Origin of the sequence: Streptomyces griseus subsp. griseus (assembly GCF_000720255.1) — a bacterium.
Taxonomy (GTDB): Bacteria; Actinomycetota; Actinomycetes; order Streptomycetales; family Streptomycetaceae; genus Streptomyces; species Streptomyces griseus_I.
Genome location: NZ_JOJE01000003.1, coordinates 168,438 through 191,315 on the forward strand (window position 1 = coordinate 168,438; position 22,878 = coordinate 191,315).

At 70.4% G+C, this 22,878-nt stretch carries 16 protein-coding genes; 8 read left to right on the forward strand and 8 right to left on the reverse strand.

The features are described 5' to 3' along the window. Positions 1-28: 28 nt before the first annotated feature. Positions 29-1,258 (forward strand): cysteine--1-D-myo-inosityl 2-amino-2-deoxy-alpha-D-glucopyranoside ligase, encoded by a 1,230-nt coding sequence (gene mshC, locus IG99_RS05775; protein WP_037670499.1) that lies wholly within the window; start codon positions 29-31, stop codon positions 1,256-1,258. A 169-nt stretch (positions 1,259-1,427) separates the two neighbouring features. Then, positions 1,428-2,402, forward strand: a complete 975-nt coding sequence (locus tag IG99_RS05780) for an SMP-30/gluconolactonase/LRE family protein (protein WP_037670501.1) — start codon at positions 1,428-1,430, stop codon at positions 2,400-2,402. Positions 2,403-2,476: 74 nt separating this feature from the next. Here the strand turns inward: IG99_RS05780 and IG99_RS05785 are convergent, their stop codons facing one another. The 6 genes from IG99_RS05785 to IG99_RS05810 all read right to left on the reverse strand — a co-directional run bounded on the left by IG99_RS05785 (position 2,477) and on the right by IG99_RS05810 (position 9,733). Beyond that, a complete protein-coding gene (locus IG99_RS05785; RefSeq protein ID WP_037670502.1) occupies positions 2,477-3,457 on the reverse strand; it encodes a PAC2 family protein in 981 nt (326 codons plus the stop codon). A gap of 138 nt (positions 3,458-3,595) precedes the next feature. Further along, positions 3,596-4,267, reverse strand: a complete 672-nt coding sequence (locus tag IG99_RS05790) for a FadR/GntR family transcriptional regulator (protein WP_037670503.1) — start codon at positions 4,265-4,267, stop codon at positions 3,596-3,598. A gap of 255 nt (positions 4,268-4,522) precedes the next feature. Beyond that, positions 4,523-6,139, reverse strand: a complete 1,617-nt coding sequence (locus IG99_RS05795) for a glycerol-3-phosphate dehydrogenase/oxidase (RefSeq protein WP_037670504.1) — start codon at positions 6,137-6,139, stop codon at positions 4,523-4,525. Between the two features lie 18 nt (positions 6,140-6,157). Then, entirely contained in the window at positions 6,158-7,696 is a 1,539-nt protein-coding gene (gene glpK / locus IG99_RS05800; protein ID WP_037670505.1) for a glycerol kinase GlpK, read from the reverse strand. Positions 7,697-7,797: 101 nt separating this feature from the next. Further along, positions 7,798-8,592, reverse strand: a complete 795-nt coding sequence (locus IG99_RS05805; RefSeq protein ID WP_037670507.1) for an MIP/aquaporin family protein — start codon at positions 8,590-8,592, stop codon at positions 7,798-7,800. Positions 8,593-8,968: 376 nt separating this feature from the next. Then, a complete protein-coding gene (locus IG99_RS05810) occupies positions 8,969-9,733 on the reverse strand; it encodes an IclR family transcriptional regulator (RefSeq protein WP_037670964.1) in 765 nt (254 codons plus the stop codon). A 525-nt stretch (positions 9,734-10,258) separates the two neighbouring features. Between IG99_RS05810 and metH the strand changes: the two genes are divergently transcribed. The 4 genes from metH (at position 10,259) to IG99_RS05830 (ending at position 18,314) form a co-directional block, all read left to right on the forward strand. After that, a complete protein-coding gene (gene metH, locus IG99_RS05815; RefSeq protein WP_037670510.1) occupies positions 10,259-13,780 on the forward strand; it encodes a methionine synthase in 3,522 nt (1,173 codons plus the stop codon). Positions 13,781-13,922: 142 nt separating this feature from the next. Beyond that, a complete protein-coding gene (locus IG99_RS05820) occupies positions 13,923-14,618 on the forward strand; it encodes an HAD family hydrolase (RefSeq protein ID WP_037670511.1) in 696 nt (231 codons plus the stop codon). A gap of 434 nt (positions 14,619-15,052) precedes the next feature. Continuing rightward, on the forward strand, positions 15,053-16,654 hold the full coding sequence (locus tag IG99_RS05825; protein WP_037670513.1) for an ABC transporter substrate-binding protein: 1,602 nt from the start codon (positions 15,053-15,055) through the stop codon (positions 16,652-16,654). A 73-nt stretch (positions 16,655-16,727) separates the two neighbouring features. After that, positions 16,728-18,314, forward strand: a complete 1,587-nt coding sequence (locus IG99_RS05830; RefSeq protein ID WP_107055834.1) for an ABC transporter substrate-binding protein — start codon at positions 16,728-16,730, stop codon at positions 18,312-18,314. 70 nt (positions 18,315-18,384) lie between these two features. Here IG99_RS05830 and IG99_RS05835 read toward each other — a convergent pair whose 3' ends face one another. Together IG99_RS05835 and IG99_RS05840 are read right to left on the reverse strand one after the other, a co-directional pair. Then, complete coding sequence (locus IG99_RS05835) at positions 18,385-19,056, reverse strand: response regulator (RefSeq protein ID WP_037670515.1); 672 nt, start codon at positions 19,054-19,056, stop codon at positions 18,385-18,387. Positions 19,057-19,070: 14 nt separating this feature from the next. Beyond that, positions 19,071-20,015, reverse strand: a complete 945-nt coding sequence (locus IG99_RS05840; protein ID WP_037670516.1) for a RecB family exonuclease — start codon at positions 20,013-20,015, stop codon at positions 19,071-19,073. Between the two features lie 175 nt (positions 20,016-20,190). Between IG99_RS05840 and IG99_RS05845 the strand changes: the two genes are divergently transcribed. Together IG99_RS05845 and IG99_RS05850 are read left to right on the forward strand one after the other, a co-directional pair. Beyond that, entirely contained in the window at positions 20,191-21,846 is a 1,656-nt protein-coding gene (locus tag IG99_RS05845) for a site-2 protease family protein (protein ID WP_037670517.1), read from the forward strand. A 67-nt stretch (positions 21,847-21,913) separates the two neighbouring features. Continuing rightward, positions 21,914-22,816 (forward strand): tRNA (adenine-N1)-methyltransferase, encoded by a 903-nt coding sequence (locus tag IG99_RS05850; RefSeq protein WP_037670519.1) that lies wholly within the window; start codon positions 21,914-21,916, stop codon positions 22,814-22,816. Positions 22,817-22,878: the final 62 nt, after the last annotated feature.

The following is a 22,878-nucleotide window of genomic DNA, read 5'->3' on the forward strand; positions in this document are numbered from 1 at the left end:
GGAAGTTCTCTCCGGTTAGGCTCAAGGCATGCATGCCTGGCCCGCTTCCGAGGTCCCCGCCCTGCCTGGTCAGGGCCGCGACCTGAGGATCCACGACACCGCGACCGGCGGTTCGGTGACTCTCGACCCCGGTCCCGTCGCCCGACTCTACGTCTGCGGCATCACCCCGTACGACGCCACCCACATCGGACACGCGGCGACGTACAACGCGTTCGACCTGGTGCAGCGCGTGTGGCTCGACACCAAGCGGCAGGTCCACTACGTCCAGAACGTCACCGACGTCGACGATCCGCTGCTGGAGCGGGCGCAGCGCGACGGCGTCGACTGGGTCGCCCTCGCCGAGAAGGAGACGGCTCTCTTCCGCGAGGACATGATCGCCCTGCGGATGCTCCCGCCGCAGCACTACATCGGCGCCGTCGAGGCGATACCGGGCATCGTCCCGCTCGTCGAGCGCCTGCGGGACGCCGGTGCCGCCTACGACCTCGAGGGCGATGTCTACTTCTCCGTGGAGTCCGACCCGCACTTCGGCAAGGTCTCGAACCTGGACGCCGCCGCCATGCGGCTGCTGTCCGCCGAACGCGGCGGCGACCCCGACCGCCCCGGCAAGAAGAACCCGCTCGACCCCATGCTCTGGATGGCCGCCCGTGAGGGCGAGCCCAGCTGGGACGGCGGCTCGCTCGGCCGCGGCCGCCCCGGCTGGCACATCGAGTGCGTCGCCATCGCCCTCGACCACCTCGGCATGGGCTTCGACATCCAGGGCGGCGGCTCCGACCTCGCCTTCCCGCACCACGAGATGGGCGCCTCCCACGCGCAGGCCCTGACCGGCGAGTTCCCCATGGCCAAGGCGTACGTCCACGCCGGCATGGTCGCCCTCGACGGCGAGAAGATGTCCAAGTCCAAGGGCAACCTCGTCTTCGTGTCCCAGCTGCGGCGCGAGGGCGTCGACCCCGCCGCTGTCCGGCTCGCCCTCCTCGCCCACCACTACCGCTCCGACTGGGAGTGGACCGACCAGGTGCTCCAGGACGCGGTGGCCCGGCTCGGACGGTGGCGGGCGGCCGTCTCCCGGCCCGACGGGCCGCCCGCCGAGGCCCTCGTCGAGGAGATCCGCGGCGCCCTCGCCGACGATCTCGACGCTCCCGGCGCCCTGGCCGCCGTGGACCGCTGGGTCGCCCTCCAGGACGATCAGGGCGGCGACGACACCGGCGCCCCCGGCGTCGTCTCGCGGGCGGTGGACGCCCTGCTGGGCGTGGCCCTGTAGGCACGGCCGGCTCGCACGCGAGGGGCGGTTCCCTTTACGGGGACCGCCCCTCGGTCACGCGGGCGATCCGCCCGGAAGTGATCCTGTGGAGAGGGCGGCCCCGTGATGGGGTGGGGCGTCAGTCGACGCCTCGGTCGGCCCGTGCCGACCCCTCGCGGAAGGACGCACAGTGACACCCGCGCACCGTTCCTTCGCACCATCCTCCGCCCACCCCCTCGCACGCCGAAGACTCCTGACGGCGACCGCCGCCCTCTCGGGAGCGGCCCTCCTCGGCGGTACCGCACACGCGGCCGAGAAGCCGACGTGGCCGGCGGCCTTCCCGCTGCCCGCCGGCTGGCAGCCCGAGGGCATCACCATCGGCTCCCGGCCGTACGCCTACTTCGGCTCGCTCGCCCACGGCGACATCTACCGGGCGGACCTCGCCACCGGCCGCGGCACCGTCCTCAGCACGGGCCTCGGCGCCGGGCACCCCACCGTCGGGCTCAAGGTGGACCCGTACGGCAGGCTCTTCCTCAGCGGAGGGGACAGCGGCGAACTGCGCACGGCCGACGGCCGCACCGGAGGGATCGAGAAGGTCTACGCCGTCGGCGGCACCTTCGTGAACGACGTCGTCCTCACGCCGGGAGCGGCCTGGTTCACCGACACCTACAAGGCAGTGCTCTACAAGCTGGTCCTCGGCCGGCGCGGGGCGCCCCGCGACGTGGAGACCGTGCCGCTCGGCGGCGACTGGGTCCAGGGCGACGGTTTCACCGCCAACGGCATCGAGCGCACGCCCGACGGCAGCGCGCTGCTCGTGGTCAACACCGTCGCCGACGGCGGCGGCCTGATGCGCGTGGACCCGCGCACCGGCGCCGCCCGCGCCGTCGACCTCGGCACGGCCAGGCTTCCGAACGGCGACGGACTGCTGCTGCTCGGCCGCACCCTCTACGCGGTCCAGCAGGCGCAGAACGCGATCGACGTGTTCCGGCTGAACGCCTCCGGCACCCGGGGCACCGCGATCACCCGCATCACCGACCCGCGCTTCCGCATCCCCACGACGGCCGCGGCCTGGGGCCGCCGCGTGTACCTGCCCAACGCGCGCTTCGACGTCGAACAGCCGCAACCGGACACCGAGTACGACGCGGTGGCGGTGCGACAGGTCTGACCCGGCGCACGGCCGGGCGGACGCGAGGGGGCGGTGCGCCGATACGCACCGCCCCAATGCTCACCGGCCCCGGTTCACTCCTCCGACGATTCCTCGTCACCCGTGTCCGCACTCGGCTTCGGAGGCTTCGGCGGCCAGGCGCGCTCCCCGGGACTGTCCCGCTTGTACGGCGGGCTCTCGCCGCCGTCCGCCGTGGCGTGCCCGCCGGGGCTGCCGCCGTCCCGGCGCCGCAGGTACCGCTCGAACTCGCGGGCGATCGCCTCACCCGACGCCTCCGGCAGCTCCGCGGTGTCGCGGGCCTCCTCCAGCGTCTGGACGTACTCGGCGACCTCGCTGTCCTCGGCGGCCAGCTGGTCCACGCCCACCTGCCAGGCCCGCGCGTCCTCGGGCAGCTCGCCCAGCGGGATGCGCACCTCGATCAGGTCCTCCAGGCGGTTGAGGAGGGCCAGCGTCGCCTTCGGGTTCGGCGGCTGCGAGACGTAGTGGGGGACGGCGGCCCACAGCGACACCGCGGGCACGCCCGCGTGCGTGCACGCCTCCTGAAGGACGCCGACGATGCCCGTGGGGCCCTCGTACTTGGTCTCCTCCAGGTCCATCCGCTGCGCCAGGTCCGAATCGGACGTGGTCCCGCTGATCGGGACCGGACGGGTGTGCGGGGTGTCGCCGAGCAGCGCGCCCAGGATCACCACCAGCTCCACCCCGAGCTCGTGCGCGAAGCCGAGGAGCTCGTTGCAGAACGAGCGCCAGCGCATGGACGGTTCGATACCGCGCACCAGCACCAGGTCGCGCGGTTTCTCGCCGCCGACTCTCACCACCGACAACCGGGTCGTCGGCCAGGTGATCTTGCGCACGCCGGCGTCCATGAACACGGTGGGGCGGTTCACCTGGAAGTCGTAGTAGTCCTCGGCGTCCAGCGCCGCGAACACCTCACCCTTCCACTCCCTCTCCAGATGCGCGACCGCGGTGGAGGCGGCGTCGCCGGCATCGTTCCAGCCCTCGAACGCGGCCACCATGACCGGGTCGATCAGCTCGGGAACCCCCTCGAGCTCGATCACCCAGTGCCTCCTTCCGACGTGCCCTCGCTTGACCACCCAACCTTACGGCGTGCGGCGGGGGCGCCCGCAGCCCCCTTGTGCGGGACGGTGCTCGGATCACTGCCCCGATCGGGAGCCCCGAACACACCGGGGAAGCGCTCACAGCGTCGAGCGCAGCCACTGCTCCACACTCGCGATGTGCACGGTCGCCCAGGAGCGCGCCGCCTCCGCGTCCCGGTCGCGCAGGGCCGCCAGGATCGCCCGGTGTTCGCGCAGGGTCCCGGTGACCGCGTCCTCCTGGGTCAGACCGCGCCAGATCCGGGCCCGGGTGGTCGGCCCGGACAGCCCGTCGAGGAGCGAGCACAGCACCGAGTTGCCGGCGCTCTGCACGATGCCCCGGTGGAACTCCAGGTCGCCGGCGACGAGTTCCTCCACCGACGGGTTGGAGCCCAGCTTGTCCAGCTGGGCGTTGAGCGCGTCCAGCTGCTGCTCGCTGATGCGGGAGGCGGCCATCGCCGTCGCCGCCGGCTCCAGTATGCGGCGCACGGCCAGGAACTCCAGGACCGTGTCGTCGCGGTGGAAGTCCACGACGAAGCTCAGCGCCTCCAGCAGCAACTGCGGGTCGAGGCTCGTGACGTAGGTGCCGTCGCCCTGCCGCACGTCCAGGATCCGGATCAGCGACAACGCCCGCACGGCCTCCCGCAGGGAGTTGCGCGACAACCCGAGGTCCGCAGCGAGCTCGCTCTCCTTCGGCAGCCGGTCGCCGGGGCGCAGCGCGCCGGAGACGATCATGCCCTTGATCTTCTCGATCGCCTCATCGGTGACAGCCATGACCGACCTCCCTGTCGTCGCTCGTCCAGACATCCGATGTCTAGGCGCCCATTATGGGGGCTGCAGACGGAACTGCCGCCACCCCTGCGATCACCGCTCGCTCGGCGGCGGCGGTGAGCCCCCGGTTGCCGCCGAAGAAAGCAGGCGAGAGGGGCGGCTCCCTAGGCGGGGAGCCGCCCCTCTCGTGGCGCCGGCCCTGGTGCGGAGGGCCGTTCCCGGTGCCGGCCCCGGTCGGGGAGGAGGCCGGCGGAGGGTCTACTTCTTGTCGAGCAGGTCCTGGACCTTCGCCCTGACCTCGTCCGTGGCCAGGCCGCGGATGGTGAGCGTCGTACGACGGCGCAGCACGTCGTCCGGGGTCTCGGCCCACTCGTGGTCCCGGGCGTAGACGACCTGGGCCCAGATCTCGGGCGCGTCGGGGTGCACCCGCTCGCCCAGCTCCGGGTTGTCGTTGGCGAGGCGGGCGATGTCGAAGGCCAGCGAACCGTAGTGCGTGGCCAGGTGCTTGGCGGTGTCCGCCGCCATGCGCGGCCCGGGCGCCGGGCCGTCGACCAGCAGCCGGTGGGCGACCGCGCGCGGGTTGGCGACCCCCGGCAGCGGCAGCTTCTTCGGCAGCGAGGAGATCGGCTCGAAGTCGTCGCCCAGCGGGTGGCCCGGCAGCGCCTCCAGCTTCTTCATCACCGTACGGCCGATGTGCCGGAAGGTCGTCCACTTGCCGCCCGCGACGGACAGCATGCCACCGCGGCCCTCCGTGACCACCGTCTCGCGCTTGGCCTTCGCCGTGTCCCCGGGCCCGCCCGGGAGCACCCGCAGCCCCGCGAAGGAGTAGGTGATCAGGTCACGGCTCAGCTGCTGGTCGCGAATGGAGAACGCGGCCTCGTCGAGTATCTGGGCGGTGTCCTTCTCGGTGACCGAGACATCCGCCGGGTCTCCCTCGAACTCCTCGTCGGTCGTGCCGAGCAGCAGCATGTCCTCCCAGGGGAGGGCGAAGGTGATGCGGTACTTGTCGATCGGGGTCGCCAGCGCGGCCTTCCAGGGGGAGGTGCGCTTCAGGACCAGATGCGCGCCCTTCGACAGCCGGATCGACGGAGCGGCATCCGGGTCCTCCATCCGGCGCAGGTGGTCGACCCACGGGCCGGTCGCGTTCAGGACGAGACGGGCGTTCACGCCGAACTCGTCGCCGGACGTGCGGTCCCTGAGGTCGGCGCCCGTGACCCGGCCCTTGGTGAAGCGCAGGCCGGTCACCTCGGCGTGGTTGAGGACGACGGCGCCCGCCCCGACGGCCGCGCGGACCGTCATCAGCGCCATCCGGGCGTCGTTCATCTGGTCGTCGCCGTAGACGGCCACGGCCTTGAGGTTGTCGGTGCGCAGTTCCGGCACGTCCTGCGCGGCCTTGGCCGGCGAGAGCAGGTGCCCGACACCGTCACCGAACGCCGAGAGCGCGGAGTAGGCGAAGACGCCCGCCCCGAGCTTCGCCGCGCCGTGCGGCCCGCCCTTGTACACGGGGAGGTAGAACGTGAGCGGGTTCGCCAGGTGGGGTGCCACCTGGCGGGAGACCGCACGGCGCTCGAAGTGGTTCTCCGCCACCAGCTTCACCGCACCGGTCTGCAGGTAGCGCAGACCGCCGTGCAGCAGCTTGGAGGAGGCGGAGGAGGTGGCGCCGGCGAAGTCGCCGGAGTCGACCAGTGCCACCCTGAGGCCGGACTGCGCGGCGTGCCAGGCGGTGGAGATGCCCAGGATGCCGCCGCCGATGACGAGGAGGTCGTACGACGCCTTGGAGAGCTGCTCCCGGGTCTCGGCGCGGCTCGGGTTGGAGCCGGAGGCCGGGTGGCTCCCCAGGGCAGGTACGGACTGCAGGGTGGACTGAGTAGACATGCGGTTTCTTGCTCCTCGTCAGCTTTCGTCGGCGATCCAGCCCATGGTCCGCTCGACGGCCTTGAGCCAGTTCTTGTACTCACGGTCGCGGGCGTCCGCGTCCATGCGGGGGGTCCACTCGGCGGCCCGGCGCCAGTTCGCGCGCAGGTCGTCGGTGTTGGTCCAGAAGCCGACGGCGAGACCGGCGGCGTAGGCGGCGCCGAGGCAGGTCGTCTCGGCGACCATCGGGCGCACCACCGGGGCGTCCAGGAAGTCCGAGAGCGTCTGCATCAGCAGGTTGTTGGAGGTCATGCCGCCGTCGACCTTGAGCGCGGAGAGCTCGACGCCGGAGTCCTTCGTCATGGCGTCGGTGATCTCACGGGTCTGCCAGGCCGTGGCCTCCAGGACGGCGCGCGCGAGGTGCGCCTTGGTGACGTACCGGGTGAGGCCGGCGATCACACCGCGGGCGTCGGAGCGCCAGTAGGGGGCGAACAGGCCGGAGAAGGCCGGCACGAAGTACGCGCCGCCGTTGTCCTCGACCGAGAGCGCCAGCGTCTCGATCTCGGCGGCGGTGGAGATCAGGCCCATCTGGTCGCGCATCCACTGCACCAGCGAACCGGTGACGGCGATCGAGCCCTCCAGGGCGTAGACCGGCGCCTGCTCTCCGATGCGGTAGCCCACGGTGGTGAGCAGACCGCTGTACGAGTTGATGATCTTCTCGCCGGTGTTCATCAGCATGAACGTGCCGGTGCCGTACGTGGACTTGGCCTCGCCCTCGGAGAAACAGGTCTGTCCGAACAGGGCCGCCTGCTGGTCGCCGAGCGCGGAGGCGACCGGGATGCCGCCGAGCAGGTCGCCGAGCTTGCCGCCGGTGATCTCGCCGTAGACCTCGGCGGAGGAGCGGATCTCCGGCAGCATCGCCAGCGGGACGCCGATGGACTCGGCGATCTTCTCGTCCCACTCCAGCGTGTGCAGGTTCATCAGCAGGGTGCGGGAGGCGTTGGTGACGTCGGTGTAGTGCTTGCCGCCGTTGACACCGCCGGTCAGGTTCCAGATGACCCAGGTGTCCATGGTGCCGAAGAGGATGTCGCCGGCCTCGGCGCGCTCGCGCAGGCCCTCGACGTTGTCCAGCAGCCAGCGGGCCTTGGGGCCCGCGAAGTAGGAGGCGAGGGGGAGGCCGGTCTCCCGGCGGAAGCGGTCCTGGCCGACGTTGCGGCCGAGTTCCTTGCACAGGCCGTCGGTGCGGGTGTCCTGCCAGACGATGGCGTTGTGGACCGGCTCACCGGTGTTCTTGTCCCAGAGCAGAGTGGTCTCGCGCTGGTTGGTGATGCCGATGGCCTTGATGTCGTCGCGGGTGATGCCGGCCTTGGCGATGGCACCGGCCACGACCTCCTGGACGTTGGTCCAGATCTCGTTGGCGTTGTGCTCGACCCAGCCCGGCTTCGGGAAGATCTGCTCGTGCTCCTTCTGGTCGACGGAGACGATGCGGCCGTCGCGGTCGAAGACGATGCAGCGGGAGGAGGTGGTGCCCTGGTCGATGGCCGCGATGAAGGGGCCGGCGGTGTGGGCGTCGGTCACTGTGAGCTCCTGAGGAAATCCGTGGTTATGGGGCTTTACGTACGACGCGTGCTGTGAAGTTCCGCGGTCCGGGCCCGAAAGCCCGGGAGCCGTTGGTGCCCTTAAGCAAATGCGACGTTGTAGATGCCTGCAGCGATCGCGCCGCCGATCAGCGGACCGACCACCGGGATCCAGGCGTAGCCCCAGTCGGAGCCACCCTTGTTGGGCAGGGGCAGGAGGGCGTGCACGATGCGCGGACCGAGGTCACGGGCCGGGTTGATCGCGTAGCCGGTCGGTCCACCGAGGGACAGACCGATCGAGACGACGACGAGTGCCGTGACCAGGGCACCCAGCGTGCCGAGACCGTTGCCCTTGTCGTTGAGACCCTGCGTGAGGATGGCGAGCACCAGTACGACGGTGCCGATGATCTCCGTGGCCAGGTTCTGCCAGACGACCCGGACCTCCGGGCCGGTGGAGAAGACGCCCAGGACCGGGCCGGCGCCCTTCTCCTGGGCCTCGACGGCCTTGGCCGCCGTGGCCTGGGCGCCCGGACCGCCGACGATCTCCTTGTCGGTGAGGTGGGCGTGGAACTGGCCGTAGTAGGCGACCCAGACCAGGGTCGCGCCGATCATCGCGCCGAGCAGCTGCCCCGCGAAATAGGTCGGGACGTTGGTCCAGTCGTTGTCCTTGATCGCGAGTGCGACGGTCACGGCCGGGTTCAGGTGGGCGCCGGACAGCGGCGCCGAGGTGTAGACCGCCGTGAGTACCGCGAAGCCCCACCCGAAGGTGATGGCGAGCCAGCCGGCGTTGCGGGCCTTGGAGGCCTTCAGCGTGACGGCGGCGCAGACGCCGCCGCCGAGCAGGATGAGTATGGCGGTACCGATGGTCTCGCCGATGAAGATGTCGGAGCTGGACACCCGCGACTCCTTTGTCCTTCGTCCAGGGAAGCCGAACCCCGGGTCCCTCCGGGGGTTCCGCGCCCTCGGGGGTGAGAGCGATGGCCGGCCCTTGGCGTTGTCACACTCTAGCGCGTATTGCCGGTAGGTGTTCGACAATGCCGACCGATGGACGGGAGTCTTGCTCCGGCGTCACATGCGCGTCAAGGGTTCTGTTATCGAAAGCCTGATCGTTACTGATCGCAGTGCCGATCGCCGTGCCGTCCGGCGTGCCGATCGCCCCCCGGAATATCGATCTCCCGAGGTCGGAGCGGTGGGCGGCGATTCGGGGAGGGCAACGACAAGGCCGGGTACGCCATGACGGCGTCCCGGCCCGCTGTGTGCGGTGGCGCGCCGCTCAGAACCGCCCGGCGCCCAGGTCGCGCGAGACCGCGCGGGCGCAGTCGCGGACCGCCGCGATGAGCTCGGGGCGCAGTTCACCGTCCCGGCAGATCCGCTCGACCGCGCCGGTGATGCCGACCGCGCCGACCGGCATGCGGCGCCGGTCGTGGATGGGCGCGGCGATGGAGGCCACGCCCTCCCAGGTCTCCTCGACATCCGCGGCGTAGCCACGCGCGCGCGTGATGTCGAGGAGCTGCTCGAACGCCTCGGGCTCGCACACCGTCCGGTCCGTGAAGGGCTTGCGATCGGCCTCCAGGGCCTCGCTGTGCGCGACGGGATCGTAGGCGGACAGCACCTTGCCCAGAGCGGTGGAGTGCAGCGGCTGCATGGCCCCGATCTCCAGGACCTGCCGGCTGTCGTCGGGCCGGAAGACGTGGTGCACGACCAGCACGCCCTGCTGGTGCAGGACCCCCAGGTGAACGCTCTCCCCGCTGGAGCGGGCCAGATCGTCCGTCCACACCAGAGCCCGGGCCCGCAGTTCGTGGACGTCGAGATAGGTGGTGCCCAGACGCAGCAGCTCCGCGCCCAGCTGGTAGCGCCCGGAGGCGTCGTCCTGCTCGACGAAGCCCTCGTGCTGCAGGGTGCGCAGAATGCCGTGGGCGGTGCCTTTGGCCAGGCCGAGCGACGAGGCGATGTCCGAGAGGCCGAGTCGCCGCTCGCCACCCGCGAGCAGCCGCAGCATCGCGGCCGCCCGTTCGAGCGACTGGATGTTCCGTGCCATCGCCGTCCTGCCTCCGTCCCCATCGACCGCCTCGACGCCCACCACGCGGTAGCGCTGCCGTCGTTCGGCAATGTCGAACACTACCGGTCCATGCCGACCTCTCGCTAATGGTCGGTCAAGACGTGTTCCACCACTCGTCTTCCGCACGCGACACGCAGGCGGCCCGAGCATGCTCCCGGGAGCCCGCCGAGCACGGCCCGCGGGGCCGCCGACGTGCCCCGGAAGGCCGTCCGAGCACTGCCGCGGAGGACACCCCGAGCACGATTGCCGAGGTCACCCCGCGTTTGTCGCGTGAAGCAGCCCGGCATCACTGCCGAGGTCACTGCTCCGCGCCCCCCGCACGCCGCCCGAGCGTGACGCGGCACCCGCCCCGGCCGCCAGGCCCGTCCGTCCCGTGGACGCCCTGACCATAAGCCCACGGTCCCGGCTACCCTGGCGGCGTGCGCCCTCCTCGGGCCAGCTCTGTCCGGGCTCGCCGGGGGAACGCGCAAAGCCGACAGCCGTCGCACCCAAGGGAGCCCTTTCATGGCCTCAGTGCCGCCGACCCCTTCCGCCGACAGCCGGACCCGTGTGTCCGAGCTCCGCGAGGCCCTGGCCACCCGTGTGGTCGTAGCCGACGGAGCGATGGGCACCATGCTCCAGGCCCAGGAGCCCACCCTCGAGGACTTCGAGAACCTCGAGGGCTGCAACGAGATCCTGAACGTCACCCGCCCGGACATCGTCCGCTCCGTGCACGAGGAGTACTTCGACGCCGGCGTGGACTGCGTCGAGACCAACACCTTCGGCGCCAACCACGCGGCCATGGCCGAGTACGACATCGCCGACCGCGTCTTCGAGCTCTCCGAGTCCGGAGCCCGCATCGCCCGCGAGACCGCGGACGCGTACTCCGCCCGCGACGGCCGACAGCGCTGGGTCCTGGGCTCCATCGGCCCCGGCACCAAGCTGCCCACCCTCGGTCACGTCGCGTACGGCACGATCCGCGACGGCTTCCAGGCCAACGCCGAGGGTCTCCTCGCCGGCGGCGCCGACGCCCTGATCGTCGAGACCACGCAGGACCTGCTCCAGACCAAGGCCTCCGTCCTGGGCGCCCGCCGCGCGCTGGAGGCGACCGGCAGCGACGTACCCCTGCTGGTCTCGATGGCGTTCGAGACCACCGGCACCATGCTGCTCGGCTCCGAGATCGGCGCCGCGCTCACCGCGCTCGAGCCGCTCGGCATCGACATGATCGGCCTGAACTGCTCCACCGGCCCCGCCGAGATGAGCGAGCACCTGCGCTACCTCACGCGCCACTCCCGGATCCCGCTGCTGTGCATGCCGAACGCGGGCCTGCCCGTCCTCACCAAGGACGGCGCCCACTTCCCGCTGGACGCCGAGGGCCTGGCCGACGCGCAGGAGAATTTCGTCCGCGACTACGGACTGTCCCTGGTCGGCGGCTGCTGCGGCACCACGCCCGAGCACCTGCGCCGGCTCGTCGAGCGGGTGCGTCAGCTGAGTCCCGTGGAGCGCAGCCCGCAGCCCGAGCCCGGCGCGGCCTCCCTCTACCAGTCGGTGCCGTTCCGCCAGGACACCTCGTACCTGGCCATCGGCGAGCGCACCAACGCCAACGGCTCGAAGAAGTTCCGCGAGGCCATGCTGGACGCCCGCTGGGACGACTGCGTGGAGATCGCCCGCGAGCAGATCCGCGAGGGCGCCCACATGCTCGACCTCTGCGTGGACTACGTCGGCCGCGACGGCGTCGCCGACATGGAGGAACTGGCCGGCCGCCTCGCCACCGCGTCCACCCTGCCGATCGTCCTGGACTCCACCGAGGTCGAGGTCATCCGGGCCGGCCTGGAGAAGATCGGCGGCCGCGCGGTGATCAACTCCGTGAACTACGAGGACGGCGACGGCCCCGAGTCACGGTTCGCCAAGGTCACCCGACTGGCCCAGGAGCACGGCGCCGCGCTGATCGCGCTGACCATCGACGAGGAGGGCCAGGCCCGCACCGCCGAGAAAAAGGTCGAGATCGCCGAACGGCTCATCGACGACCTGACCGGCAACTGGGGCATTCACGAGTCGGACATCCTCATCGACTGCCTGACCTTCACGATCTGTACCGGTCAGGAGGAGTCGCGGGGGGACGGCATCGCCACCATCGAGGCGATCCGCGAGCTCAAACGGCGCCACCCGGACGTCCAGACCACGCTGGGCCTGTCGAACATCTCCTTCGGCCTCAACCCGGCCGCCCGCATCCTGCTGAACTCCGTCTTCCTCGACGAGTGCGTCAAGGCTGGGCTGGACTCGGCGATCGTCCACGCGTCGAAGATCCTGCCGATCGCCCGCTTCGACGAGGAGCAGGTCACCACGGCCCTCGACCTGATCCACGACCGCCGCCGCGAGGGCTACGACCCGCTGCAGAAGCTCATGCAGCTGTTCGAGGGCGCCACCGCCAAGTCCCTGAAGGCCGGCAGGGCCGAGGAGCTGGCCGCGCTGCCGCTGGAGGAGCGCCTCAAGCGCCGCATCATCGACGGCGAGCGCAACGGACTGGAGGCCGACCTCGACGAGGCCCTCCAAGAACGCTCCGCGCTCGACATCGTCAACGAGACCCTGCTGGACGGCATGAAGGTCGTCGGTGAGCTGTTCGGCTCCGGCCAGATGCAGCTGCCCTTCGTGCTGCAGTCCGCCGAGGTGATGAAGACCGCGGTCGCCCACCTCGAACCGCACATGGAGAAGGTCGAGGGCGACGAGGCCGGCAAGGGCACCATCGTGCTGGCCACCGTCCGCGGCGACGTGCACGACATCGGCAAGAACCTCGTCGACATCATCCTGTCCAACAACGGCTACAACGTCGTCAATCTGGGCATCAAGCAGCCGGTCTCCGCGATCCTGGACGCCGCCGAGGAGCACCGCGCCGACGTCATCGGCATGTCCGGCCTCCTGGTCAAGTCCACCGTGATCATGAAGGAGAACCTGGAGGAGCTGAACCAGCGCGGCCTGGCGGCGAACTACCCGGTCATCCTCGGCGGCGCCGCCCTGACCAGGGCGTACGTCGAACAGGACCTGCACGAGATATACGAGGGCGAGGTCCGCTACGCCCGCGACGCCTTCGAGGGTCTGCGCCTCATGGACGCCCTCATCGGCGTCAAGCGGGGCGTGCCCGGCGCCAAGCTGCCGGAGCTGAAGCAGCGCCGGGTCCGCGCCGGCGCCGCCGTAGAGGTCGAGGAACGGCCGGAGGAGGGCCACGTCCGCTCGGACGTCGCCGTCGACAATCGCGTCCCGGAGCCGCCGTTCTGGGGCACCCGCGTCATCAAGGGGATCCCGCTCAAGGACTACGCGAGCTGGCTCGACGAGGGCGCCCTGTTCAAGGGCCAGTGGGGCCTGAAGCAGGCCCGCACCGGTGACGGGCCGACGTACGAGGAACTGGTCGAGACCGAGGGCCGCCCGCGCCTTCGCGGTCTGCTGGACCGGCTCCAGACCGAGAACCTCCTCGAGGCCGCCGTGGTCTACGGCTACTTCCCCTGCGTGTCCAAGGACGACGACCTGATCCTCCTGGACGAGAGCGGCAACGAACGCACACGGTTCACCTTCCCGCGCCAGCGCCGCGGCCGTCGGCTCTGCCTCGCCGACTTCTTCCGCCCGGAGGAGTCCGGGGAGACGGACGTCGTCGGCCTCCAGGTCGTCACCGTCGGTTCGCGCATCGGTGAGGAGACCGCCCGTCTCTTCGAGTCGAACTCCTACCGCGACTACCTCGAACTGCACGGCCTGTCCGTGCAGCTGGCGGAGGCCCTCGCCGAGTACTGGCACGCCAGGGTCCGCTCGGAGCTGGGCTTCGCGGGCGAGGACCCGGCGGAGATCGAGAGCATGTTCGAGTTGAAGTACCGGGGTGCCCGCTTCTCGCTGGGCTACGGCGCCTGCCCGAACCTGGAGGACCGCGCCAAGATCGCCGAGCTCCTCCAGCCCGAGCGGATCGGCGTCCACCTGTCGGAGGAGTTCCAGCTCCACCCCGAGCAGTCCACCGACGCCATCGTGATCCACCACCCCGAGGCGAAGTACTTCAACGCACGGTGACACCGGGGCGCCGTCCGGCATCCCGCACGGCGCCGCGCGTCTCACCCAGCACGCTGATCCGACAAGTCGTACACTGGTCGGTCCACTGCAGGCCGGTTCCCGCGCGGGAACCGGCCTGCTCGTCCCCCTAGGAGGTACGTGGATGACCAGTACGGTCCCCGCACTAGGAACCCGTACGGCCGAAGGTTCCGCACTCCAAGCCGTGCTGCTGGACATGGACGGCACCCTGGTGGACACCGAGGGTTTCTGGTGGGACGTCGAGCGCGAGGTCTTCGCCGGTCTGGGGCACGCCCTGGACGACTCCTGGCGTCATGTCGTGGTCGGCGGTCCCATGACCCGCAGCGCGGGCTTCCTCATCGAGGCCACCGGTGCCGACATCTCCCTCGGTGAGCTCACGGTCCTGCTCAATGAGGGCTTCGAGGAGCGCATCGGACAGGCCCTGCCGCTGATGCCCGGAGCCGCCCGGTTGCTGGCCGAGCTCGCCGCGCACGAGATCCCCACGGCCCTGGTGTCCGCCTCGCACCGGCGCATCATCGACCGGGTCATGACCTCGCTCGGGCCCCAGTACTTCGCCCTGAGCGTCGCCGGTGACGAGGTGCCCCGCACCAAGCCGCACCCCGACCCCTATCTGTTCGCGGCCTCCGGGCTGGGCGCCGATCCGGCGAGGTGCGCCGTCGTCGAGGACACCGCGACCGGTGTCGCCTCGGCGGAGGCGGCGGGCTGCCACGTCGTCGCCGTCCCGTCCGTCGCGCCCATCGCGCCGGCCGTCCGACGCACCGTCGTGACGTCCCTGGAAGAGGTCGACCTGACATTTCTGCGCGGGTTGTTGACCAACTGATGACAGAAATGCGCTGGGTGTTCACCCAGCGTGCGGAGGCGATAACCAGGTAATTCGACGCGCCCCCAACCAGGGGAATTAACACACCCGGGGCGGTCGAATTCCAGGCGGAGCGACCTCTTTTGAGCCTGTGACGTTCGCCACCTCATAAGGGGTCGACACAGGGTGACGTGTGTGCTCGCTCCCCCCGTTCGGGGGTGTCCGACGCGCCCTTGTGTCCCGATTGATGAGAGCCTGCACGAATCCTTCCCCTGTCGGGTTTTCGGTGTGTCCACGCCCGGTTTCGCTCCGTGATGGCTGCTCAACTCCGGTGACTGCGGGCGCTCGTGCAGGTGCGGACTAATCTCGTCGCGAGAACATCGCCGTACCCCCGTGATCCGCCGCAACACCCATGCATGTCGGGTACACGGACTCGACTCTGGAGAAACTCGAGCATGAACCGCAAGACCCTGGTGCTGCCGGCCGTCGTCGGCCTGATCGCGCCCGTGCTCGCCGCCTGCGGCGGGTCCGACAGCGGGAGCGGCGGCGGTGGCGACATCGTCGTCGGCACCACGGACCGGTTCATCGCCACCAAGGACGTCCCCGCGCCCCTCGACCCCGCCTACGCCTACGACGTCGGTACCTGGAACATCCTGCGCCAGACCGTGCAGACCCTGATGATCCAGCCCAAGGGCGAGGGCGACCCGGTGCCCGAGGCCGCCGAGAGCTGCGTCTTCACCGACAGCGGCAACGAGCGCTACGAGTGCAAGCTGCGCGAGGGCCTGAAGTTCTCCAACGGCGATCCCATCACCGCCGAGGACGTGAAGTTCTCCATCGACCGCGCCCGCGCCATCAAGGCCGACTCCGGCGTGTTCGCGCTGCTGTCCACCATCGACACCGTCGAGACCAAGGGCGACCGCGATGTCATCTTCCACCTGAAGACCGCGGACGCCACCTTCCCGTTCAAGCTGTCCACCCCGGTCGCCGGGATCGTCAACCCCGACGACTACGAGAAGAACAAGCTGCGCGACGGCTTCGCCGTGGACGGTTCCGGCCCCTACACCCTCAAGGCCGACACCAAGGGCGACGAGATGGTCAAGGCCGTGTTCACCAAGAACCCCGACTACAAGGGGACGCTCAAGGTGAACAACGACAGCGTCGACATGGTCTCCTTCACCGATGCCGACGCCATGGGCGCCGCTCTGGAGAAGGGTGACATCGACGTCATGTCTCGCACGATGTCGCCGGAGCAGATCAAGAAGCTGTCCGACAACTCCGGCGACGTCGACATGGTCGAGCTCGACGGCCTGGAGATCCGCTACCTGGGCTTCAACACCGACGCCCCCACCGTGAAGAGCAAGGCCGTACGCCAGGCCATCGCCCAGCTCGTCAACCGCAGCGAACTCGTCTCCCAGGTGTACGGCACCCAGGCCGAGCCGCTCTTCTCGCTGGTCCCGGCCTCCGTCACCGGCCACTCCAACTCGTTCTTCAACAAGTACGGCGACCCCAGCACGACCAAGGCCAAGTCGCTGCTGGAGAAGGCCGGCGTCACCACCCCGGTGAAGCTGACGCTGAACTACACCACCGACCACTACGGTCCGGCCACCAAGCAGGAGTTCCAGATCCTGCAGAAGCAGCTCAACGACAGCGGCCTCTTCGACGTCACCATCAAGGGCACCCCCTGGGACACCTACGTCCCGGCGGAGCGCAAGGGCGAGTACGCGGTCTACGGCATGGGTTGGTTCCCCGACTTCCCCGACGCCGACAACTTCCTCGCCCCCTTCCTCGACAAGGACAACTTCCTCAAGTCGCCGTACGTGAACAGCCGGATCATCAACACCCTGATCCCGGAGTCCCGCCGTGAGGCCGACCGCCTCGCCGCCGCCGGCACCCTGACCGACATTCAGGACACCGTCGCCCAGGACGTTCCCGTACTGCCCCTGTGGCAGGGCAAGCAGTACGTCGCCGCCCGCGACGACATCACGGGCACGGCGTACGCGCTCAACTCCGCCTCCACCCTTCAGCTGTGGGAGCTCGGCCGCGGTGTGAGCGGCTGACACCTCCTTCTGTGCCCGGGATCCATGACCAAGGCCCCGGGGTGACGAGAACCCGACGACAAGGCACACCCAAGTGAAGATGCGCAACCAGTGGCCGGTCCTGCCGATCGTGGCGGGATTGGCCTCCGGTCTGTTGACCGGATGCGGCACGGACAGCGGCGACAACGGGGGCACCGGCTCCGCGGTGGTCATGGGGATGTCGGACGACGTCCTGGCCACGGACCCCGCCTCCGGCTACGACCCCGGCTCGTGGCTGTTGTTCAACAACGTCTTCCAGTCGCTCCTGAGCTTCCCCAACGGAGGCACCGAGCCACAGCCGGAGGCCGCCGAGGAGTGCTCCTTCCAGGACACCCAGGCCAAGGTGTTCTCGTGCACGCTGAAGGACGGACTGAAGTTCAGCAACGGCGACTCCCTCACGTCCGAGGACGTGAAGTTCTCCTTCGACCGGATGCTGAAGATCAACGACGAGGCCGGCCCGGCGATCATGTTCCCCATGCTCGACAAGGTCGAGACGCCGAACGACAAGACGGTCGTCTTCAACCTGAAGGTCCCCGACGCCACGTTCCCCAGCAAGCTCGCCTCCGGCGCCGGCTCCATCGTCGACCACCGTCAGTACGACGCCGACGGGCTGCGCAAGGACGGCGACGCCGTCGGCTCCGGCCCCTACAAGCTGGACTCCTTCGGCGACGACGAGGCCGTCTTCTCGGTCAACGAGAACTACAAGGGAACCGCCGACGTCAAGAACTCCGGCGTCACCCTGAAGTTCTTCCACGGCGACCAGTCCGCCCTGAAGAAGGCGCTCCTCGACAAGAAGGTCGACATCGCCTACCGCGGTCTCACCGCGGGCGACATCACCGACATCGAGGAGGGCGACCCCGACTCGGGCGTCAAGGTCGTCGAGGGCACCAGCGCCGAGGTCCAGCACCTGGTCTTCAACATGGACGACCCGGTCGCCGGCAAGCTCGGCGTCCGCAAGGCCCTCGCCTACCTGATCGACCGCGACGCCCTCATCAAGAACGTCTACCAGGGCACCGCGACCCCGCTGTACTCGATCATCCCGGCGGGCATCGCCGGCCACAACACCGCCTTCTTCGACCGCTACGGCGCCAGCCCCTCCAAGGACAAGGCCGCCACCGCGCTCAAGAACGACGGCATCACCGGCAAGGTCAAGCTCACCCTCTGGTCCACCCCCTCCCGCTACGGCCCCGCCACCGACCAGGAGCTCAAGGCCATAGCCGGCCAGCTCAACGACAGCGGCCTCTTCGACGCCGACGTGAAGTCCGTCGCCTACGGCCAGTACGAGAAGGACATCGAGGCCGGCAAGTACGGCGTCTACGTCAAGGGCTGGGTGCCCGACTACCCGGACGCCGACAACTTCACCGCCCCCTTCTTCGGCAAGGGCAACGTGCTCAGCAACAACTACACCAACAGCACCATCACCGACACCCTCATCCCCCGCACCGCGTCCCAGAGCGAACGCGCCAACACCGACGGGGACTTCGGCCGGCTCCAGGACATCGTCGCCGACCAGATGCCCGTCCTGCCGGTCTGGCAGGCCAAGCAGTACGCGGTCTCCCGCGAGAACGTCTACGGCCTGCAGTACTGCCTCGACGCCTCGACCGTCTTCCGGTTCTGGGAGCTCAGCAAGAGCGAGGACTGATCGACAGACACGCGTAGGGCGCCCCCTGGAAACTGCCGTGAAGGGGGCGCCCTACGCGCGTACGTCCGCTCTACTGCGCCCCGGGGCGCACCAGACCGCTCTCGTACGCGTACACCGCGGCCTGCACCCGGTCGCGCAGCCCCAGCTTCGTCAGGACATGGCCCACATGCGTCTTGACAGTGGTCTCGCTGACGAACAGATCGGCGGCGATCTCCGCGTTCGACAACCCGCGCGCCACCAGCTTCAGCACCTCCACCTCACGGTCGGTCAGCGTGTGCAGCGTGTCCGGCACCGGCTCGTCACCCGACGGCAGATGCGTGGCGTACTTGTCCAGCAGGCGCCTGGTGATACTCGGCGCGAGCAGCGCCTCACCCGCGGCCACCACCCGGATCGCCTGCACCAGTTCGTTGGCCGGCGCGTCCTTCAGCAGGAAGCCACTGGCCCCCGCGCGCAGCGCCTCCACCACGTACTCGTCGAGGTCGAAGGTCGTCAGCACCAGCACCTTCGCCGGCCCGTCCCGTCCCGGCCCGGTGATCTGCCGGGTCGCCTCCACACCGTCCATCCGCGGCATACGGATGTCCATCAGAACCACATCGGGCTGTAGCGCACGCACCTGGTCGAGTGCCTGCAGTCCGTCACCGGCCTCCCCGACGACCGCGATGTCCTGCTCGGCCTCGAGAATCATCCGGAAGCCGGTACGCAGCAGCGGCTGGTCGTCGACCAGTAGGACGCGGATGGCCACGTAAGTCTCCTTCGCTAGTCCGGCCCCATTCTGCCCTGCGTGACCTCGTCGGACTCCGCCGCCCTCACCGGCAGCGGCAGCGGATAGGGCGGGGGAGTGCCGCCGAACTCCGGGCAGTGCGCCTGGTGATCGCACCAGCCGCACAGCTTCGTGGGCCGCGGCCGCCAGTCACCCGTCTCCGTCGCCAGCCGGATCGCCTCCCACAGCGCGAGCAGCTTGCGCTCCACCCGCTCCAGGTCGGCGACGACCGGGTCGTACGTCAACACGTCACCGCTGCCGAGATACACGAGCTGCAGCCGGCGTGGGACCACGTTCTTCAGCCGCCACACGACCAGGGCGTAGAACTTCATCTGGAACAGGGCGCCCTCCGCGTACTCCGGCCTCGGCGCCTTCCCCGTCTTGTAGTCGACGATCCGCACCTCGCCGGTCGGCGCCACGTCGACGCGGTCGATGATGCCGCGCAGCGTCAGCCCCGACTCCAGCTCCGCCTCGATGAACAGCTCCCGCTCGGCGGGCTCCAGCCGCGTCGGATCCTCGAGGGTGAACCAGCGCTCCACCAGCCGCTCCGCCTCACCCAGCCAGCGCGCCAGCCGCTCGCCCTCCGGATCGTCGGCGAACAGCTCCACCACCTCGGGCCGGCTCTCCCGCAACCGGTCCCACTGGCCGGGGATCAGCGACTTGGCGCGCGGCGCCGTACGCTCGGCCGCCGGGGCGTCGAAGAGCCGCTCGAGCACCGCGTGCACCAGCGTGCCCCTGGTCGCCGCCTCGCTCGGCTTCTCCGGCAGCCGGTCGATCACCCGGAACCGGTACAGCAGGGGGCACTGCATGAAGTCACTGGCACGCGAGGGCGACAGGGAGGCGGGCCGTATGACGACGGCCTTCGGCGCCACGGCCTGCGCCTGGTCCGGTACCACACCGTCGCTGGGGGATGGGTCGACGCCCTCCGTGCTGGTCTCCATGACCACAGACCATACGGGCCGCCACTGACAGTGACCCGCCCGATGGCCCGTGACGACGACAACAGCGCGGGAAACACAGGGGTGCCGGGGCGGAACGCGCCACGGCGGCCGCATACCATCGACCCGAGACCTTCCCGCCGTGAGGCGCGGAACACGCTGCGAACGAGGGGACACCGTGGTGGAAAGCGGCGGGAGCGGGCAGCCGCGCCCGGGCAACGACGAGGCGGACCCCAACGGTCCGAACCCCGGCCCCTCGCGCGGACCGGCGAAGGACACCCCGGCTCAGCCGGAGAGCCCCGACCGCCCGGCGCCCGCCTCTCCCGAAGGCCGCACGCCGGACAGCGGAACGCCCGGCGAGACGCCCACCGGCGAGACGCCCCCCGAGGAGACGTCCGGGGCCGCCGCAGCCACAGCTGCCGAAGACCGTACGCCCGCCACCCGCGACGAGGGCTCCCAGGCCCCCGCCGACGAGGACCGCACGTCCGGCGCGGACTCAGCACCCCCCACGCCGGAAGGCCGCACCGCCGGCGAGCCCCCCCAGCGCACCACGCCCGAGCCGGCCCACCCCGCAGCCGCCGACCAGGTCCGGCGCCGGCCCCCCGGCCACCACGGCGAGCTCCACCCCGACCACCCCCATGCCCACTCGGGCACCAAGGGGCGCCCCCCGAAGCCCCCGGAGAACACCCGGGGCGGACTGCTGATGGGGCGGCCGTTCGGGGTGCCCGTGTACGTCGCGCCCAGCTGGTTCCTCGTCGCGATCCTGATCACCTGGGTCTTCGGCGGCCAGCTCGACCGCGTCCTGCCCGAACTCGGCGCCCTGCGCTACCTCGTCTCCCTCTTCTTCGCGGTCGCCTTCTACGCCTCCGTCCTCGTCCACGAACTGGCCCACACGGTCGCCGCCCTCCGTTTCAAGCTCCCGGTCCGCCGCATCCAGCTCCAGTTCTTCGGGGGCGTCTCCGAGATCGAGAAGGAGGCCGAGACCCCCGGGCGTGAGTTCGTGCTCGCCTTCGTCGGCCCCCTGCTCTCCCTCGTCCTGTCCGGCCTCTTCTACCTCGCCATGCAGCCCGTCGAACCCGGCACCGTCCCCGGGGTCCTGCTGGCAGGCCTGATGATCTCCAACCTCATCGTGGCCGCCTTCAACCTGCTGCCCGGCCTCCCCCTCGACGGCGGCCGGATGCTCCGCGCCGTCGTATGGAAGATCACCGGCAAGCCGATGACCGGCACCGTCGCCGCCGCCTGGGTCGGCCGCGCCCTCGCCGTCTCCGTCCTGATCGGTCTGCCCCTGCTGACCCAGTCCGGAGCGCTCGGCTCCGCCGCCGAGGACAGCGTCGGCATGGACACCGTCATGGACGCCCTGCTCGCCGCCATCCTCGCCGCGATCATCTGGACCGGCGCCGGCAACAGCCTGCGCATGGCCCGCCTGCGCGAACACCTTCCCGACCTGCGCGCCCGCACCCTCACCCGCCGCGCCGTCCCGGTCGAGAGCGACACCCCGCTCTCCGAGGCACTGCGCCGGGCCAACGACGCCGGAGCCCGCGCCCTCGTCGTCGTCGACGCCCATGGCCAGCCCGTCTCCCTCGTCCGCGAGGCCGCCATCGTCGGCGTACCCGAGCACCGCCGCCCCTGGGTCCCCGTCAGCGGCCTCGCCCAGGACCTCACCGACGGCATGCGCGTCTCCGCCGAGCTCGCCGGCGAGGACCTCCTGGACGCCCTGCGCGCCACCCCCGCCACCGAGTACCTCGTGGTCGAGGAGACCGGCGAGATCTACGGTGTCCTGTCCGCGGCAGACGTCGAGCGGGCCTTCGTGAAGGCCATGGCCAGGCCGGCCTGAGCGCCCGCACCCCGCGCACGCACCGTCAGTGGTTCGAGCGCCCCGCAGGGAACGGTAGGCTGTTCACATGTCCGAACCGACCGGTGCCGCCCGCAGGCGCGGGCCCTTCAAGGTCGGGGACCAGGTACAGCTGACCGACCCCAAGGGCCGCCACTACACGTTCACGCTCGAGGCCGGGAAGAACTTCCACACCCACAAGGGTTCCTTCCCGCACGACGAACTGATCGGTGCTCCCGAGGGCAGCGTCGTCCGCACCACCGGAAACGTCGCCTACCTCGCGCTGCGCCCCCTGCTCCCCGACTACGTCCTGTCCATGCCCCGCGGGGCAGCCGTCGTCTACCCGAAGGACGCGGGGCAGATCCTCGCCTTCGCCGACATCTTCCCCGGCGCCCGCGTCGTCGAGGCCGGCGTCGGCTCCGGCTCGCTCAGCAGCTTCCTGCTGCGCGCCATCGGCGACCAGGGCATGCTGCACTCCTACGAGCGCCGCGAGGACTTCGCCGAGATCGCCCAGCAGAACGTGGAGCGCTACTTCGGCGGCCCGCACCCCGCCTGGCAGCTCACCGTCGGCGACCTCCAGGACAACCTGAGCGACGCCGACGTCGACCGGGTCATCCTCGACATGCTCGCCCCCTGGGAGTGCCTGGAGGCCGTCTCCAAGGCCCTGGTCCCCGGCGGCATCCTGTGCTGCTACGTCGCCACCACCACCCAGCTCGCCCGGACCGTCGAGTCCATCCGCGAGCTCGGCGGCTTCAACGAGCCGACCGCGTGGGAGTCGATGATCCGAAACTGGCACATCGAAGGCCTCGCCGTCCGCCCCGACCACCGGATGATCGGCCACACCGGCTTCCTCCTGACCGCCCGTCGCCTCGCCGACGGCGTCGAGCCGCCCATGCGCCGCCGCCGCCCCGCCAAGGGCGCCTACGGCGACGACTACAGCGGCCCCAACGCCGACGGAGGCATCGGCCGCTAGAGCCGGCCCCGGCCACCCGGCGGCCCTGTGCCGCAGTCAACGTCGTCCCGCCGTGGTGGAGT